Raw genomic sequence first — 15,588 nt, 5'->3', positions numbered from 1 at the left:
ATTTTCTTCTTCAATTAATGAAATAAAAGCCATACTACACGGTTTGTAAATGATATACTGGCGAGTATGAAAACGTGTGATTTTAGATTATGAATTATATTGAGCTTGAAAACTTTAGAAAAGCATGGGTATTTAAACATCAAGACCTAAAAGTCAGTGAAGATGACCTCGCGCTTATCAAGCCAATGACTGCAAATCGTGCTGCGATTCTATGGAGCACCATGATATGCAAAGAAAAAGACCATCCTGACTTTTTTACTTCAAGTGATTGGGTTGGTAAATCTGAGACTTGGCAAGAAGAGTTAAACTGGGAAAAAGCGTGGGAAGAAGGCGAAGACTTCCCTGAAGCTATTCAACAGTTCTTAGATTGGCAAGCGAATACCACAGTGTATTTTTGTTTATCTCGTGATGAAGTACTCGAAACACGATTTGATGTATTTGTAAGAAATTGGCAGAACTTTATGTTTTTAGCGGATGGCAGCTTTTTAGTTGGTAAAAAGCGCGATGCCGTGGTGCAATTTATGGCTGAAGGCAACGCTAAGTTAGGTAAGCGTCCTAACAACTAGTAAAGCGTTTTGTTTGTGCTGGAGGCCATGATATAACACCTATAAACAGGAGGTATTTTTGGCTCAGCAACAGCAAGACACAATTTGGTATGATGCAAAAGCGCGATTGGCATTTGCTGAACTTGTTAATGCGTTTTATGCCAGAGAACTTCCTGAGTTGGCGAAGTTGGCTGATCATGCACGTCTTCAGCGGCTATTAACCAGTTTGCCTTATTATGTTGAGCGAGCGGCTACTCATATTGTTAGGGGCGACGTGCCATTGGAGCTAGACAGCAACAACGGTTGTTGGTTAGCAAAGCAGCGAGCGGAACCTAACGTAGATAAGGCTGCTAATCAGGCTTTCTTTAGTACCCACTCTGACGTGGGGTTAGTTGTGCCGGTGATGGTTTCAGATCAACGTGGTTGTGGATTGCAACTGGATTCGATTGACCAAATCCGAGCTGACCAAGGCGTACACTGCAATCAGTTTGGATGGTTTAACTTTAGCGGTGATTCTATTACTGTAAATGCCCAAACGGATGCTGATGGACTACAGCTACTCAAACCATCCAAAGTATTCATGGTTGCAGCCTGTTGTGGTCATCGCTGGCAGTTTGGTAAAGCCATGCCGCCAAGACGATTAACGCTCAGAGAAATGTTATTAGCAAGCGGAATTAATTGGCGTCAGGTGCAAAAGCGCAAGAAACAAAATAAATAACCTCAGCTGCGGATAAGAGTTTTGATTTAGTAAACGGGTTTTGGCTTAACGATGCGATTTTTTCAAATTGCGCTGGTAGTATTGGCGCTGTTTCTCCAATATAAACTGTGGTTTGGACACAACGGTGTTCAGGACTACACGCGCATAAAATCTGCAGTAAAAGCCCATCAAGAAATAAACGCCAACCTCACAAAACGTAACAAATTACTCAAAGCGGACATTGAAGATCTCAAACTGGGTCTTGAAGGTGTCGAAGAGCGTGCTCGTCACGAGCTCGGCATGATTAAACCGAATGAAACTTTTATCCGCGTCTTACCTAAAGTACCCCATGAAAACTAAAATAGCGATTGTCGTGCCAGCTGCAGGAGTTGGTAGTCGAATGCAAGCTGGAATACCAAAGCAATATATCGAACTATGCGGTAAACCAGTCTTGCGCCATACCTTAGACAAACTTGCACAATTGTTAGTTGTCGACAAATTTATTGTGGCAGTGAGTGCCAGCGACGAATATTTTCAAGAAAGCTATTTGCCAGACGCGCGCTTTGTGCGTTGTGATGGCGGAAAAGAACGTGCTGACTCGGTGTTAAACGCGCTTCAGGTGCTACAAGATTTTTCCCCTGAATGGGTGTTAGTACACGATGCTGCACGTCCGTTGGTGGCATTGACGGATATCGAAAAACTGATCCGCGAGTGTATAGAGAATGGCGAAGGCGGGATCTTAGCTTCTCAGGTAAAAGATACGATTAAACGTGGTGATACATATGCAGAAGAAACGGTGCCACGCTCCGCACTCTGGCAAGCATATACGCCACAAATGTTTCGCTACCAAGAATTGAAAAGTGCGTTACAAACGGCATTACAAAATGGTGTAACGATTACGGATGAGGCATCAGCAATGGAGCTACAAGGTCACCCTGTACGTTTGGTCGCAGCACGCAGTGATAATATTAAAATAACCACACCAGAAGATTTACCTTTAGCAGAGTTTATTATTCAACAACAAGAGAAATCGCATGTTTAGAATCGGTCATGGCTTTGATGTGCACCGCTTTGGTGGTGACGGTCCGCTTACCATTTGCGGTGAAAAAATCCCTTACGAGCAAGGCTTTATTGCTCACTCTGACGGTGATGTAGCAATTCATGCGCTATGCGATGCGTTATTAGGCGCAATGGCTTTAGGCGACATAGGCAAACATTTCCCCGACACTGCCAGTGAATTTGAAAATATCGATAGCCGAATTTTACTTCGTCGAGTGATGCAGCAAGTGGATGATAAAGGGTATAAAGTCGGTAACTTAGATGTGACGATTGTGGCGCAAGCACCAAAAATGCGCCCTCATATTGATGCGATGAGAGCCAACCTCGCAGAAGATTGTTTGGTGGCGTTAGACCAAGTGAATGTTAAAGCGACTACCACTGAAAAACTGGGCTTTGAAGGGCGTAAAGAGGGGATCTCTAGCCACGCTGTTGTACTGTTGGTTGCAAAATGAAAGCATTAAATTATTTGTACGGTCAGCCTGAGTCACAAGCTGATTTTAAAGCGAGTGCCGAAGATTTCCAAGTTGAGGAAATCATTGATATTCCGTTTACCGGTGAAGGTGAGCACGTTTGTCTGCAAGTGGTCAAAAAAGGTGAAAACACAGCTTATGTTGCCAAGCTAATTGCTGCGCACGCTAAGGTGCAGGTAAGAGATGTCAGTTATGCTGGAATTAAAGACCGACATGGTGTTTGTACGCAGTGGTTCAGTGTACCGGTGCCAATTAAAAAGCAAATAGACTTTTCAGAGCTAAACAGTGAATCGGTTTTTGTTGTGAAGCAACTGAGACACAATCGAAAACTAAAAACCGGATGTCATCGTGGCAATCGATTTATTATTAAGTTACGTAACCTTTCCAAACCACTGGATGTGTTGTCGCGGATCAATGCGGTCCGCCAAGGCGTGCCAAACTATTTTGCAGAACAACGTTTTGGCCATGATGGTAATAATTTAGAACTTGCTAATAAGCTGTTTGCAGGTGACACCATCCGTGATAAAAAACTAAGGGGGATCGTTCTTTCCGCCGCTCGTTCACACTTATTCAATCATGTAGTGAGTAACCGAGTTGCAGAAGGGGGATTAGCGAAAACCTGGCATCGAGAGATTTTTTTACTCAGTGGTAGCAATGCGTTTTTTGAGGCTGATCTCGATGCTGAGTTAGTTGAACGCCTGCTCAGCGGTGATATCTTAATGTCAGCACCATTAGTCGGTAAAGGTGATAAAGGTTTACTTGATAAAGAACGACAATGGCTGCAGCCTTTTGCGGATTGGCATCAAGGTCTGGCAAGCTTTGGGATGAAAAACGAACGCCGTGCTGCGAGACTGATCCCTCAGGATATGACGGTGAAAATGCTTGACGGTACCTGTATGGAGTTAAGCTTTTCGCTACCAAAAGGCGCCTATGCAACGGCGGTATTAAGGGAGCTAGTAATGCATAAAGATGTGAGCATCAAAATCAATCGCAACGAGGTAAATAACAATGAGAATACTGCTGAGTAATGACGATGGCGTGCATGCCAAGGGCATTTTGGTGCTATATCATGCATTATCTACAGTGGCTGATGTGACCGTTATTGCGCCGGATAGGAATTGTAGTGGCGCAAGTAATTCACTCACTTTACTCAACCCTTTACGGGCAACTGAACTAGAAAATGGCTTTATTTCTGTTAACGGTACTCCTACAGATTGCGTTCATCTAGGAGTGAATCAATTAATGGATAAAGCACCTGATCTGGTGATTGCTGGAATTAATAACGGTGCAAACCTAGGCGATGATACGCTGTATTCAGGTACCGTTGCAGCTGCGACCGAAGGACGTCATTTAGGACTGCCTGCCATTGCTGTGTCGTTATGCTCTAAAAAAGAAGCCTACTATGAAACCGCTGCCGAGGTAGTTGTGGAACTCGTCAGAAAGCTTGCGAGTCACCCACTACCTAAAGATCAAATCATTAATATCAACGTGCCTGACATTCCAAAACATGAATTAAAAGGGATCAAGGTAACGCGCCTTGGCGCGCGTCATAAAGCGGAAACCATGACCAAACAAATCGACCCTTGGGGCCGTGATGTGTACTGGTATGGTAATCTTGGAAGTGAAAGCGATGCTGGGGAAGGTACTGATTTTCATGCGATTAATCATGGGTATGCTTCTGTTACTCCATTAAAGATTGATATGACCGCCCATGAGAGTCTAGATGCCATGTCTAGCTGGTTGGCGTAGCCGTAGGAGAGCTTAACCGTGCTGAGTAACTTCCAAGGTAGCGCGAAGTCATTAGTAGAATTGCTTAAGAAGCAAGGGGTTGAAGACGCCTCCGTTCTCAAAACCATCGAAAATACACCACGGCATTTATTTGTTGATGATGTGCTGAAACATAAGTCCTATGAAAATACCGCTTTGCCGATTGGGCAGGGACAAACAATCTCACAGCCTTTTATCGTCGCTAAGATGACTGAAGTACTTAAACAGGTGGGCGTTTCTGGAAAAGTATTAGAAGTTGGTACGGGTTCTGGCTATCAAACTGCAATATTGGCACAGCAGTTTGATGAGGTATATAGCATCGAGCGTATTAAATCATTGCAATGGCAAGCGCGTAGAAGATTACATCAATTAGATCTTTATAACGTCAACATGAAGCATGGCGATGGTTGGCAAGGCTGGTCAGCGAGAGCGCCGTTTGCAGGAATTATTGTCACGGCTGCCGCGAAAAGCGTGCCACAAGCGTTGTTGTCACAGTTGCAAGATGGGGGCGCCATGGTGATCCCGATCGGTACAGATGATCAGGTCTTAACACTGTTTGTCAGACAGGGCGATGACTTCATTCATCATAAATTGGCACCTGTCAGATTTGTGCCACTCATTGAGGGAGAGGTGAGCTAATCTTGCTCTGTGGAAGTGGTCAAAATGGTAAGATGTTTATTTGCCGATTTCGCATGTGGACCTAATTCGTCGAGAAAAATCGAAAAACAACTGATATATTAGTGCTCTAGTCGTTAAAAAGGTACAGTGAATGGGGATCGTAAAATCCATTACCATTGGTTTTTTAGGAAGCATGTTGATTGCGTGTTCTTCTAACCATTCACCTGCACCGGTTACAACTTTAAAGACTGGTCAGAGCAGTAAATTGAATAAACTATCTATTTCTGGTGATAATTACCGAGTCCAGAAAGGTGATACACTCTTCTCTATTGCGTTTAGCGCTAACAAAGACTTCAGAACCGTCGCGAAACTCAATGATATTAGCCCTCCTTACACAATTTACCCAGGCCAATTGATTCAACTTGAGTATTCCAAAAAAAGAACTAAATGGACTAAAAAACAAACAAGAAAGCCCGTCAAGTCCCTCAAAAATCAACAAAAAAATAACATAACTGCGAAAAAAGAGCTTGATAAGCCAAAACAACGAGAGTATGTTCAAAGACAAGCCAGTAAAAAATCCGATGCTACCAAGGCTCAGTATAATAATAAGGTACGTTGGAAATGGCCTGCTGAAGGAAAGGTTACGCGCCGTTTTTCCGTAAAGGTAAACGGCTATAAGGGGCTTGAAATCTCTAACCGACCTGGAACCTCAGTTAGGGCTGCTGCCGATGGTGTCGTTGTTTATGCAGGAAATGCATTACGAGGTTACGGTAACTTGATTATTTTGAAGCATACCGATGACTATTTGAGTGCTTATGCACATAACGCAACGTTACTAGTTAAAGAGCAGCAAAAAATTAAAGTTGGAGAGAAAATTGCCGAAATGGGTAGTACAGACGCATCTAAAACGGCATTGAGGTTTGAAATCCGTTATCAAGGGCAATCTGTCGACCCGGCAAAACACTTGCCATAAAGCGGTGTGCTGTATATTGCAGTTCACTGTCTTTTATTCGCTTGGGCAGAATACTTATGGCTCAAACTGCAAAAACACCTACTAAACCCACTCCTGGAATAGACAACAAGTTTGATGATACGGATATTGACGAACCACAAGATGAGCTTCTTGAAGATATTGAAGAAGATGAGGAGCTTTTTGCCAAAGACGAAACGGTTAAAAATCTCGACGCAACTCAGCTGTACTTGGGTGAAATTGGTTTCTCTCCGCTACTTAGTGCTGAAGAAGAAGTTTATTTCGCAAGAAAGGCACTAAAAGGCTGTGAAGCTTCACGTAAGAGAATGATTGAAAGTAACTTGCGATTAGTGGTTAAGATTGCTCGTCGCTATAATAACCGAGGTCTAGCATTACTGGACCTGATCGAAGAAGGTAACTTAGGCTTGATCCGAGCAGTTGAAAAGTTTGACCCAGAAAGAGGGTTTCGTTTTTCAACATACGCAACATGGTGGATAAGACAAACCATCGAACGTGCAATCATGAACCAAACTCGCACCATTAGGCTGCCAATTCACGTTGTTAAAGAATTAAATGTTTATCTCAGAACCGCACGTGAGCTAACCCAGAAACTTGATCATGAGCCAACAGCTGAGGAGATAGCCGAAAAGCTTGACCGTCCAGTGGAAGATGTCAGTAAAATGCTGCGCTTAAATGAACGGATCACTTCAGTGGATACGCCAATTGGTGGAGACAATGATAAGGCGTTGTTAGATATCATTGCGGACGAAAAGGGCGGTGGTCCAGAAATTGAAGTTCAAAGCAACGATATCAATAAACACATTGTTGATTGGTTAGGGGAGTTAAATCCAAAACAACGTGAAGTACTAGCGAGACGCTTTGGTTTATTGGGCTATGAACCTTCAACCCTTGAAGATGTAGGTCGTGAAATAGGCCTGACGCGAGAGCGGGTAAGACAAATTCAGGTAGAAGCGCTGAGAAGGCTCAAAGATATTTTACAGCACGAAGGGCTAAGTACCGACAGCTTATTCGAGCAGCAATAGTTTTATTCCAACTCACAGCAATAAAAAACCTGCACTAGGCAGGTTTTTTTGTTTGTTGATATCACATCATGGTGATATTAAACCCGAATTCAGGTTATTTAAAGACTTTCAATTTTTGCTTTTTGCTCTAAAAGCTTAGTTTTTGCGTCTGAGTACTCAGCTAATTTTTCCTTCTCTTTAGCAAGTACAGCCTCAGGCGCGTTGTTTACGAATTTTTCATTCGCTAACTTTTTCTCCACCTGAGCTAAGCCTTTTTCCGCCTTCTCTAATTGCTTAGCGATACGAGCAAGCTCCGCTTCAACGTCAATGAGACCAGCCATTGGGATCATAATTTCTAGGTCGCCTATAAATGCCGTTGCACAAGCTGGAGCGTCGGCTTTATTGTCCAATTGACTAATGCTTTCAAGTTTTGCCAGTGAGCTTAAGAAGGCTTGGTTTTCTTCAAGGCGGCGTTTATCTTCATTGCTGGCACCAGCAAGTAACACATTAAGCGGTTTACTTGGACTGATGTCCATTTCACCACGAATGTTACGAATAGCTAAAATGAATTGCTTAACCCACTCTAGATCTGCCATTGCGCCCGCATCAACTTTGCTTTCGTCAAATACTGGGAATGCTTCTAGCATAATAGTATTTGCTTCAATACCAGCGATTGGTGCTACACGCTTCCAGATGGTTTCAGTGATGTAAGGCATCAGCGGGTGCATCAAACGCAGTAGGCCTTCAAGTACGGTGATCAAAGTATGACGAGTGCCACGCTGTTGGGCATCGTTACCTTTGAATAAAATCGGCTTGGTTAGCTCTAAATACCAGTCACAGAATTGATTCCATGTGAACTCATAAATGGTATTGGCTGCGAGGTCAAAACGGTAGTTATCTAGATGCTCTGAGAAGATCTTCACCGTATTTTGGAATTGTCCCAAAATCCAGCGATCTGCCAGAGAATATACTTTTTCGTTGTCATTGAAGCCACAGTCTTGTTCTTCTGTGTTCATCAATACGTAACGGCTAGCATTCCAAAGTTTGTTACAGAAGTTGCGATAGCCTTCAAGGCGGTTCATATCCCAGTTGATATCACGGCCTGTAGACGCCATAGCAGCAAGAGTGAAACGCAGTGCGTCAGTGCCATGTGCTTCAATACCATCGACAAAGGTTTTACGGGTATTCTTTTCGATTTTTGCTGCCAACTGTGGCTGCATCATGTTACCCGTACGTTTGGTTACTAGACTTTCTAAATCGATCCCATCGATCATGTCTAGCGGATCAAGCACATTGCCCTTTGATTTAGACATCTTATCGCCGTTTTCGTCTCGGATAAGCCCGGTTACATAAACCGTTTTAAATGGTACCTGCGGCTTCCCGTCTTCATCTTTGATAAAGTGCATGGTCATCATGATCATGCGCGCTACCCAGAAGAAAATAATATCAAAACCGGTAACCAAGGTGTCAGATGGGTGGAACACTTTTAAATCTTCCGTGTTTTCAGGCCATCCCAATGTTGAAAATGTCCAAAGCGCAGATGAAAACCAAGTATCTAGTACGTCTTCATCTTGCTGAAGTACAACACTTGCATCTAGGTTGTGGTTGTTGCGGACTTCTTGTTCATCGCGACCAACGTACACATTACCTTCGTTATCATACCAAGCAGGGATGCGGTGACCCCACCAAAGTTGACGAGAAATACACCAATCTTGCACGTCACGCATCCAAGAGAAATACATGTTTTCGTATTGCTTAGGTACAAATTGAATATCACCATTTTCAACAGCTTGAACAGCAGGCTCTGCTAAAGGTGCAACGCGGACATACCACTGATCGGTAAGTAATGGTTCGATAACCACTCCTGAACGGTCGCCGTAAGGTACCGTAAGGCTGTGATCTTCGATTTTCTCTAGTAGACCAAGTTGTTCGAATTCATCGACAACCAGTTTACGAGCGTCAAAACGGTCTAGGTTATGGAAACGCTCAGGAATAGGTGCGTCTAATGCTTCAAGCGGCTTACCATCAAAGGTGAAACATTCACCCGTGTTAAGAACTGCAGCGTCTTTATTGAAGATATTGATCATTGGCAGCTCGTGGCGCTTACCAACTTCGTTATCGTTGAAATCGTGTGCAGGTGTGATTTTTACGCAGCCAGTGCCTTTTTCCATGTCAGCGTGTTCGTCAGCAACAATTGGAATACGGCGATTAACGATAGGTAGTAAAATCTCTTTACCAATCAAGTCTTGATAACGCTCGTCATCTGGGTTTACAGCAACACCTGTGTCACCGAGCATGGTTTCTGGACGTGTGGTTGCAACGACAATGTAGTCTTTACCATCCTGTGTTTTAACGCCATCCGCAAGTGGATAACGCAAGTGCCACATGTGACCTTGCTTGTCTTTATTTTCAACTTCTAGATCAGAGATGGCTGTGTGTAGTTTAGGATCCCAGTTTACCAGGCGTTTACCGCGATAAATCAGGTCATCTTGGTATAAACGTACGAAGACTTCTTTTACCGCTTCAGATAAACCGTCATCCATCGTGAAACGTTCACGGTCCCAATCAACAGAAGCACCTAAACGACGAAGCTGTTTGGTGATTGTGCCACCAGATTGTTCTTTCCATTCCCAGATTTTATTAATGAACTCATCACGACCAAGATCGTGACGTGATTTGCCTTCTTCGGCAGCAAGTTTACGCTCTACTACCATTTGAGTCGCGATACCAGCGTGATCCGTACCAACTTGCCAAAGGGTGTTTTTACCCTTCATACGTTGGTAGCGGATTAACGTATCCATGATGGTATCTTGGAACGCGTGGCCCATGTGCAGGCTACCCGTGACATTCGGTGGTGGGATCATAATTGAATATGCGTCACCTTGGCCGGATGGCTTAAAGTAGCCGTTTGACTCCCAGTCTTGATATAAAGACTGTTCAATATCTTGTGGATTATAGGTTTTATCCATTACACAGAACCTTAAAAAATGCTAATTCTCAAAATCTTCGGTGGAAATCGTGGCGCCAATGTTGCGGAGCTGTTTAAAACGCTCTCGCGCAGCTTGTTTGGCGCTAGCTTCAACAGGTACAAAGTCGTAAACCTGTTCGAAGCGACGAATAAAGTCGGGTATGACCTTAGCTAAATTAATCAATATCGGGCGACGAGCGACCGGTGGCATCTCACCAATTTCAACAGGTGCACCACCTTTGGGGCCTTCGCCTTGCAGATTATGCGGCACAAATCGTTCAGCATCGAAACACCATAAATGTTCGTCGATGAGCTGCGCATCTTGAATATTATCAACATAAATAAAGATGCGATGGCCTTCACGATATAAAGATGCCGCGGTTTGTGCAGCCAGATCAAAATGAGCCGGTATATTGGCCGCCGGCTCATCATTATGTTTTAACACGTAAAAGCGCGCTTTGATTGTCATGACAGAAATACCAATTTGCAACAAACGAGATACTTGTTTTTATCTTCAAGCGACGTCTATTTGAACGCAGTTTAGCATCTTACTCAATCTGCTTGTGAGCGCTATTTACTAATGTTCAAAATAAAGCCGCATTCTGACACAGAATGCGGCCTCCATCAATGCAGGACAGTGTATATCGAGTATTAACTCGACATAAAATTAGTCTTGCTGAGCGTCGGTAAGATTGGCTCGGTTTAGCAGGTATTGCATAAGCATGGGAACCGGACGGCCGGTTGCACCTTTGTTCTTACCACTTTTCCAAGCTGTTCCCGCAATATCAAGGTGGGCCCAGTTGTATTTCTTCGTAAATTTCGACAAGAAGCATGCTGCCGTAATAGTTCCCGCAGCGCGACCACCAAGGTTAGTGAAATCGGCAAATGGGCTTTCTAGCAGCTCTTGGTAATCATCCCACATGGGTAGCTGCCAAGCACGGTCACCGCTTTGCTCTGAGGCTTTTAGCAGATCATGGGCTAGTGGGTTGTGATTAGACAGCAAGGCACTTGCATGGTGGCCTAATGCGACGATACAAGCTCCGGTTAAAGTGGCAACATCAATCACGGAGTCCGGTTCAAAAGCTTCAACGTAAGTGAGCGCATCACACAATACTAAGCGACCTTCGGCATCGGTATTGAGTACTTCAACAGTCTGCCCTGACATGGTAGTCAAAATATCACCTGGGCGGTAAGCGTCACCACCTGGCATATTTTCACAGCCAGCCAGTACACCAATAATGTTTAATGGTAACTGCATCTGCACGACCGCACGCATCAAGCCTAGTACACCAGCTGCGCCACCCATATCATATTTCATTTCATCCATGGCTTCGCCTGGTTTGATAGAAATACCGCCAGAGTCAAAGGTTAAGCCTTTGCCAACAAATACGATTGGGGCCTGACCCTCATCACCGCCATTGTAATGAATTACGGACATTACCGATTCATTGCGGCTTCCACGGCCTACAGCTAAATACGAATGCATACCTAGCTCTTCCATTTCTTGCTCACCCACAAGATTTACCGTGACGTTGTTGAACTCTTCAGCTAATTTTTGTGCTTGTTCACCTAAATAACGCGGATTACAAATATTAGGTGGCATGTTGGCTACGTCTTTGCAGAGTTTGCTACCAGCTGCAATGGCTAAACCATGCTCAATGGCGTTTTCACCAATGGTAAGTTCACGACGAGTTGGAACGTTAAAAACGATTTTACGTAATGGCCTACGCGCTTCACTTTTTTTGCTTTTTAATTGATTGAAGGTGTAAAGACAATCTTGGGTGGTTTCAACTGCTTGTCTAACTTTCCAGTAGGTGTCTCGGCCTTTTACGTGTTGCTCGGTCAAAAAGCACACCGCTTCCATTGAACCAGTTTCATTTAACGTATTGATAGTTTTTGAAATGATTTGTTTGTACTGTTTGTCGTCAAGCTCTCTTTCTTTACCACAGCCGACTAATAATACGCGTTCACTGAGTACATTTGGTACATGGTGTAATAACAGTACTTGACCTGGTTTGCCTTCAAGGTCACCACGTCTTAATAAATTGGAAATATAGCCTTCGCTTATTTTATCCAGCTGTTCTCCTATCGGTGAAAGGCGGCGTGGTTCATATACTCCAACAACAATACAGGCACTGCGTTGTTTCTCGGGACTACCACTTTTAACGCTGAATTCCATTGCGACTCCTAAATCTTAGTTATGTCATTTTGAACTTTTCATGCCAAGGACTATTCCTACAGTGAAAGCCTAGTTCTGCTTAAACCTTTGGTAGGATAATCGAATCTGTTGGCATATAATAAAGTGACTAAAATAATCAGTTTACTCAAAATTTCCCACTATGCCAGTGAAACAAGACGTTTTATAGGGACGAACATTGTTAATTTTCCGCTATTTAACGGGTGAAGTACTAAAATCGCAGGTTGCGGTTTTCCTGACCCTAATGACAATATTTCTGTCACAAAAGTTTGTGTCAATCTTGAGCTCAGCCTCTGAGGGAGGGATCCCAGGTAAACTAGTGCTGTCCTTATTGGCGCTCAAACTCCCACAACTTGCAGGGTATATTTTACCGCTCAGTTTATTTTTGGGGATTATCCTCGCTTATAGCCGAATTTACGCTGATAGCGAAATGACCGTACTGCGGGCATGTGGCGTTAGCGAATGGTATGTAGTTAGAGTGACGTTAGTCTCCAGTGCTGTATTCGCCCTATTAGCTGCTTGTGTCAGCTTGTATGTTGCGCCTTGGGCAAGTGAACAAGAGTATCAACTGAAAGAACAAGCGGATGCAGAATCAGGGCTATCAACGCTTAGAGCCGGGCGCTTTCAACAAACTGGTAATGAAAAAGCGGTGGTATTTGTGCACTCTATCGTTGAGCAAGGGCGCGAGCTAGACAAAGTATTTGTTGCGCAGCTTCCAGACAAAAACTCTAATCAGGCTGCCCGCCTAGTGTATGCGCAAAAAGGTGAAATCATAGAACAAGAGTCAGGTGCACAACAGCTGTTACTCCACGAAGGTAAGCGTTATGACACGGATGGATTCAGCCAAGCCTTGAACAAAACGGAATTTGCGACTTATCAAGTGCAAATTAGAGAGCAAGAAATAGAACATCAACGACGTAAATTAGAAGCAATCCCAAGCCTTCAACTGCTTGATATGGATACACCAGAAGCGGCCGCGCAGTTGCAACTGCGTTTATCTGTACCAATTTCTATTATCTTACTTACTTTACTTGCAGTACCTCTTAGCGTGGTTAATCCAAGACAGGGCAAGTTCGCGAAGTTAGTGCCAGCCATTGCCTTGTACCTAGGATACTTTATTCTTTTGAATGCTGGTAAGTTCTTACTGGCGGAAGAAAAAATACCACGCTCAGTCGGCCTTTGGTGGATACATCTGTGTATTTTGTTTATCGGCGCATACTTGATTGCCAAAGGGCGTCCGTTTGGCGTTTGGCTCCGTTCAATGCTGCTCAATAGGAAAGCCACATCATGATGAAAACGTTAGATTGGTATTTGGGCCGCAGCATTTTGCAAACTACAAGCTTTGCTCTGCTTGTCTTTGTTGGGATCAATACCCTTATTAAGTTTATTGAGCAACTACGCTCTGTGGGCCGTGGTAGTTACGATTTAATCGATGCATTTTTGTACACCATTTACAGTATGCCAAGTGATATTGTGGTGTTTTTTCCCATGGCTGCGCTTATCGGTGGCTTGATAGGACTAGGTGCATTGGCCTCAAGTAGTGAGCTGATTGTGATGCAAGCGTCTGGTTGGTCTCGATTGCAGATCATCGGCTCGGTGATGAAAACCGCTGTAATTCTCGCGCTGATGATGATGGCTCTGGGTGAGTGGGGCGCGCCAAGAGCAGAGCAAACAGCGAAACAAATTAAAAACGATGCGATTTATGGCGGTGAGGTATACAACGCTAAAAAAGGCATTTGGGCCAAAGATGGCAATAACTTCTTGAATATTGCGAGTGTCGATAAAAGCGGATTATTGCAAGACGTGGCCATTTACATTTTCGACGACACCTTGACTTTGCAAAAGATCATTCGTGCTCAGCAAGCGAAAAGTATCGCGACGGGCTGGCAATTGCTGGATGTAGAGGAAGTGACGATAGCAGCCCAACAGATTCAAACTCACTACAGCAAATCTGTCGTTTATGAGTCTGAATTAAGTGAAGACCGTTTGGGGGTTGTGTCAGTTGAGCCTGATTCATTATCTTTTACAGGCCTTTGGTCATTTTTGTCTTATCTGGAGCAAAATCAGCAAGATGCTAGTAGTTATGAACTGGCACTATGGCGTAAAGTGATGCAACCACTGACAATTGCGGTAATGTTACTTGTCGCATTGTCATTCATTTTTGGGCCACTGCGTAGCGTGAGTATGGGCGCGAGAATTATCATGGGCGTAGTGACTGGATTGGCATTTCATTTAAGTAATGAAATATTTGGCCCCATCGTTATGGTGTACCAAGTGCCACCAGTGATTGGTGCGCTGATGCCGAGTGTGCTGTTTGTGTTGCTGGCAATACACTTGTTGAAAAAGCAGGTTTAGTGCAAGAGTGGTAATGATTGGCGGTGATAAGCCGCCAATATTCAGCAACCGCTGAGGTTGATTAATCTAAGCTGTTGTATACGCGTTTATTTTCTTCTTTACTGAGTACTACCATTTCGGTACCACACAGTATATCTTGTAGCGCTCTTTTCTTTTTGAAGTCTACGAGTGCAACTAAGTTGCCAAGTCCAAGTAATGCACAAAGGCTACGGGCGATAGCGACTTGCCAAGTTAATAACTTGCCGTCTGGCATTTGTACTTTTAAACGCCAAGCACGCATGCCTATAGTCTGGCCGCTCTTAGTCCAAAAATAACTGAAAAATATCACCGCTACACTGATCAGTAGTACCGCTCTTAGTCCATATAGCCAAGGCGTTGATTGAATTAATGCTGACACATCTTCATGACCTTCAAGGCTTAAATAACCAAGTGAAATAATCCCCTGAATTATCAATAAAAAAACGACCGTAGTAAGCATGGAAAATGCCACGACAACTAAGCTATCGTATATCAATGAAGCAATTCGACGGATAAAACCTGCAGGTGGAAAATCAGACATATCTAAGCCCGTAAAATAAAAATTAGAGTTGCATTTTACACGTAAATTATAGAAAAACTTAGTTTTGTCGGTGTTTTGCTCAAATACCAAGCAGTTGAGCCAAGATTGCAAAAAAATTACTTGCTGTATTAAAGCCGCTTTGTATAATGCAAAGCATAGAGACGAAGGCAAACAAAAAAAGCCTGAGCTCAAAGTGGTTTTTCTTTATTTTCTCTTGTTTTAGAAGATGAAAGAAAAATTATGCCAGTGTGATGGAATTGGTAGACATGACGGATTCAAAATCCGTTGCCTTCGGGCGTGGCGGTTCAAGTCCGCCCACTGGTACCACTTTTTATAACCCTAGCCGAATGGCTAGGGTTTT

The 15,588-nt window shown here is 43.6% G+C and carries 16 protein-coding genes and 1 tRNA gene; 13 read left to right on the top strand and 4 right to left on the bottom strand.

The features are described from left to right. Nucleotides 1–89: 89 nt before the first annotated feature. The 10 genes from ACSLBF_RS14605 to rpoS all read left to right on the top strand — a co-directional run bounded on the left by ACSLBF_RS14605 (nucleotide 90) and on the right by rpoS (nucleotide 7,169). Nucleotides 90–566 carry a DUF2947 family protein gene (locus ACSLBF_RS14605; protein ID WP_440054087.1) on the top strand — a complete coding sequence of 159 codons (477 nt, stop codon included), beginning with the start codon at nucleotides 90–92 and terminating at the stop codon, nucleotides 564–566. Between the two features lie 58 nt (nucleotides 567–624). Next, nucleotides 625–1,263 (top strand): hypothetical protein, encoded by a 639-nt coding sequence (locus tag ACSLBF_RS14600; RefSeq protein ID WP_440054086.1) that lies wholly within the window; start codon nucleotides 625–627, stop codon nucleotides 1,261–1,263. 51 nt (nucleotides 1,264–1,314) lie between these two features. Further along, the gene (ftsB, locus tag ACSLBF_RS14595) at nucleotides 1,315–1,602 is read left to right on the top strand and encodes a cell division protein FtsB (protein WP_440054085.1); all 288 of its coding nucleotides are present in this window, start codon (nucleotides 1,315–1,317) and stop codon (nucleotides 1,600–1,602) included. Beyond that, entirely contained in the window at nucleotides 1,592–2,284 is a 693-nt protein-coding gene (gene ispD / locus ACSLBF_RS14590; RefSeq protein ID WP_440054084.1) for a 2-C-methyl-D-erythritol 4-phosphate cytidylyltransferase, read from the top strand. The genes ftsB and ispD overlap by 11 nt, the downstream gene beginning before the upstream one ends. Next, entirely contained in the window at nucleotides 2,277–2,753 is a 477-nt protein-coding gene (gene ispF / locus ACSLBF_RS14585) for a 2-C-methyl-D-erythritol 2,4-cyclodiphosphate synthase (protein WP_440054083.1), read from the top strand. Before ispD ends, ispF begins: the two co-directional genes overlap by 8 nt. Beyond that, nucleotides 2,750–3,799 carry a tRNA pseudouridine(13) synthase TruD gene (truD, locus tag ACSLBF_RS14580; protein ID WP_440054082.1) on the top strand — a complete coding sequence of 350 codons (1,050 nt, stop codon included), beginning with the start codon at nucleotides 2,750–2,752 and terminating at the stop codon, nucleotides 3,797–3,799. Before ispF ends, truD begins: the two co-directional genes overlap by 4 nt. Next, nucleotides 3,780–4,520, top strand: coding sequence for a 5'/3'-nucleotidase SurE (gene surE, locus ACSLBF_RS14575; RefSeq protein WP_440054081.1), 741 nt, complete (start codon nucleotides 3,780–3,782; stop codon nucleotides 4,518–4,520). The genes truD and surE overlap by 20 nt, the downstream gene beginning before the upstream one ends. A gap of 18 nt (nucleotides 4,521–4,538) precedes the next feature. Next, complete coding sequence (locus ACSLBF_RS14570; RefSeq protein ID WP_440054080.1) at nucleotides 4,539–5,177, top strand: protein-L-isoaspartate(D-aspartate) O-methyltransferase; 639 nt, start codon at nucleotides 4,539–4,541, stop codon at nucleotides 5,175–5,177. A 130-nt stretch (nucleotides 5,178–5,307) separates the two neighbouring features. Further along, on the top strand, nucleotides 5,308–6,129 hold the full coding sequence (locus ACSLBF_RS14565) for a peptidoglycan DD-metalloendopeptidase family protein (RefSeq protein ID WP_440054079.1): 822 nt from the start codon (nucleotides 5,308–5,310) through the stop codon (nucleotides 6,127–6,129). A gap of 56 nt (nucleotides 6,130–6,185) precedes the next feature. Beyond that, nucleotides 6,186–7,169 carry an RNA polymerase sigma factor RpoS gene (rpoS, locus tag ACSLBF_RS14560; RefSeq protein WP_440054078.1) on the top strand — a complete coding sequence of 328 codons (984 nt, stop codon included), beginning with the start codon at nucleotides 6,186–6,188 and terminating at the stop codon, nucleotides 7,167–7,169. Between the two features lie 98 nt (nucleotides 7,170–7,267). Here the strand turns inward: rpoS and ACSLBF_RS14555 are convergent, their stop codons facing one another. The 3 genes from ACSLBF_RS14555 to pepA form a co-directional block, all read right to left on the bottom strand. Continuing rightward, a complete protein-coding gene (locus ACSLBF_RS14555; RefSeq protein ID WP_440054077.1) occupies nucleotides 7,268–10,117 on the bottom strand; it encodes a valine--tRNA ligase in 2,850 nt (949 codons plus the stop codon). 21 nt (nucleotides 10,118–10,138) lie between these two features. Continuing rightward, nucleotides 10,139–10,585, bottom strand: coding sequence for a DNA polymerase III subunit chi (locus tag ACSLBF_RS14550; protein ID WP_440054076.1), 447 nt, complete (start codon nucleotides 10,583–10,585; stop codon nucleotides 10,139–10,141). Nucleotides 10,586–10,783: 198 nt separating this feature from the next. Continuing rightward, complete coding sequence (gene pepA, locus ACSLBF_RS14545) at nucleotides 10,784–12,295, bottom strand: leucyl aminopeptidase (RefSeq protein WP_440054075.1); 1,512 nt, start codon at nucleotides 12,293–12,295, stop codon at nucleotides 10,784–10,786. A 196-nt stretch (nucleotides 12,296–12,491) separates the two neighbouring features. Here pepA and lptF point away from each other — a divergent pair, with 196 nt between their 5' ends. Continuing rightward, nucleotides 12,492–13,604, top strand: a complete 1,113-nt coding sequence (gene lptF / locus ACSLBF_RS14540) for an LPS export ABC transporter permease LptF (protein ID WP_440054074.1) — start codon at nucleotides 12,492–12,494, stop codon at nucleotides 13,602–13,604. Next, nucleotides 13,601–14,668 (top strand): LPS export ABC transporter permease LptG, encoded by a 1,068-nt coding sequence (gene lptG / locus ACSLBF_RS14535; protein WP_440054073.1) that lies wholly within the window; start codon nucleotides 13,601–13,603, stop codon nucleotides 14,666–14,668. The genes lptF and lptG overlap by 4 nt, the downstream gene beginning before the upstream one ends. A 61-nt stretch (nucleotides 14,669–14,729) precedes the next feature. Here the strand turns inward: lptG and ACSLBF_RS14530 are convergent, their stop codons facing one another. Next, the gene (locus tag ACSLBF_RS14530) at nucleotides 14,730–15,227 is read right to left on the bottom strand and encodes an RDD family protein (protein ID WP_440054072.1); all 498 of its coding nucleotides are present in this window, start codon (nucleotides 15,225–15,227) and stop codon (nucleotides 14,730–14,732) included. Nucleotides 15,228–15,469: 242 nt separating this feature from the next. On the opposite strand from ACSLBF_RS14530, the gene ACSLBF_RS14525 reads away from it, so the two are divergent. Next, nucleotides 15,470–15,554 (top strand) — tRNA-Leu (locus ACSLBF_RS14525). Nucleotides 15,555–15,588: the final 34 nt, after the last annotated feature.

The sequence above is a fragment of the Pseudoalteromonas sp. T1lg65 genome (assembly GCF_051930985.1).
Taxonomy (GTDB): domain Bacteria; phylum Pseudomonadota; class Gammaproteobacteria; order Enterobacterales; family Alteromonadaceae; genus Pseudoalteromonas.
This window is presented reverse-complemented; position numbering and strand designations above follow the sequence as displayed.

What these genes read in the sequence shown, in the direction of transcription:
- ACSLBF_RS14605 (WP_440054087.1), top strand. Translation starts at nt 90, where the DNA reads ATGAATTATATTGAGCTTGAAAACTTTAGAAAAGCATGGGTATTTAAA.
- ispD (WP_440054084.1), top strand. Translation starts at nt 1,592, where the DNA reads ATGAAAACTAAAATAGCGATTGTCGTGCCAGCTGCAGGAGTTGGTAGT.
- ACSLBF_RS14530 (WP_440054072.1), bottom strand. Translation starts at nt 15,227, where the DNA reads ATGTCTGATTTTCCACCTGCAGGTTTTATCCGTCGAATTGCTTCATTG.
- ACSLBF_RS14565 (WP_440054079.1), top strand. Translation starts at nt 5,308, where the DNA reads ATGGGGATCGTAAAATCCATTACCATTGGTTTTTTAGGAAGCATGTTG.
- pepA (WP_440054075.1), bottom strand. Translation starts at nt 12,295, where the DNA reads ATGGAATTCAGCGTTAAAAGTGGTAGTCCCGAGAAACAACGCAGTGCC.
- ACSLBF_RS14555 (WP_440054077.1), bottom strand. Translation starts at nt 10,117, where the DNA reads ATGGATAAAACCTATAATCCACAAGATATTGAACAGTCTTTATATCAA.
- ispF (WP_440054083.1), top strand. Translation starts at nt 2,277, where the DNA reads ATGTTTAGAATCGGTCATGGCTTTGATGTGCACCGCTTTGGTGGTGAC.
- rpoS (WP_440054078.1), top strand. Translation starts at nt 6,186, where the DNA reads ATGGCTCAAACTGCAAAAACACCTACTAAACCCACTCCTGGAATAGAC.
- surE (WP_440054081.1), top strand. Translation starts at nt 3,780, where the DNA reads ATGAGAATACTGCTGAGTAATGACGATGGCGTGCATGCCAAGGGCATT.
- truD (WP_440054082.1), top strand. Translation starts at nt 2,750, where the DNA reads ATGAAAGCATTAAATTATTTGTACGGTCAGCCTGAGTCACAAGCTGAT.
- lptG (WP_440054073.1), top strand. Translation starts at nt 13,601, where the DNA reads ATGATGAAAACGTTAGATTGGTATTTGGGCCGCAGCATTTTGCAAACT.
- ftsB (WP_440054085.1), top strand. Translation starts at nt 1,315, where the DNA reads ATGCGATTTTTTCAAATTGCGCTGGTAGTATTGGCGCTGTTTCTCCAA.
- ACSLBF_RS14550 (WP_440054076.1), bottom strand. Translation starts at nt 10,585, where the DNA reads ATGACAATCAAAGCGCGCTTTTACGTGTTAAAACATAATGATGAGCCG.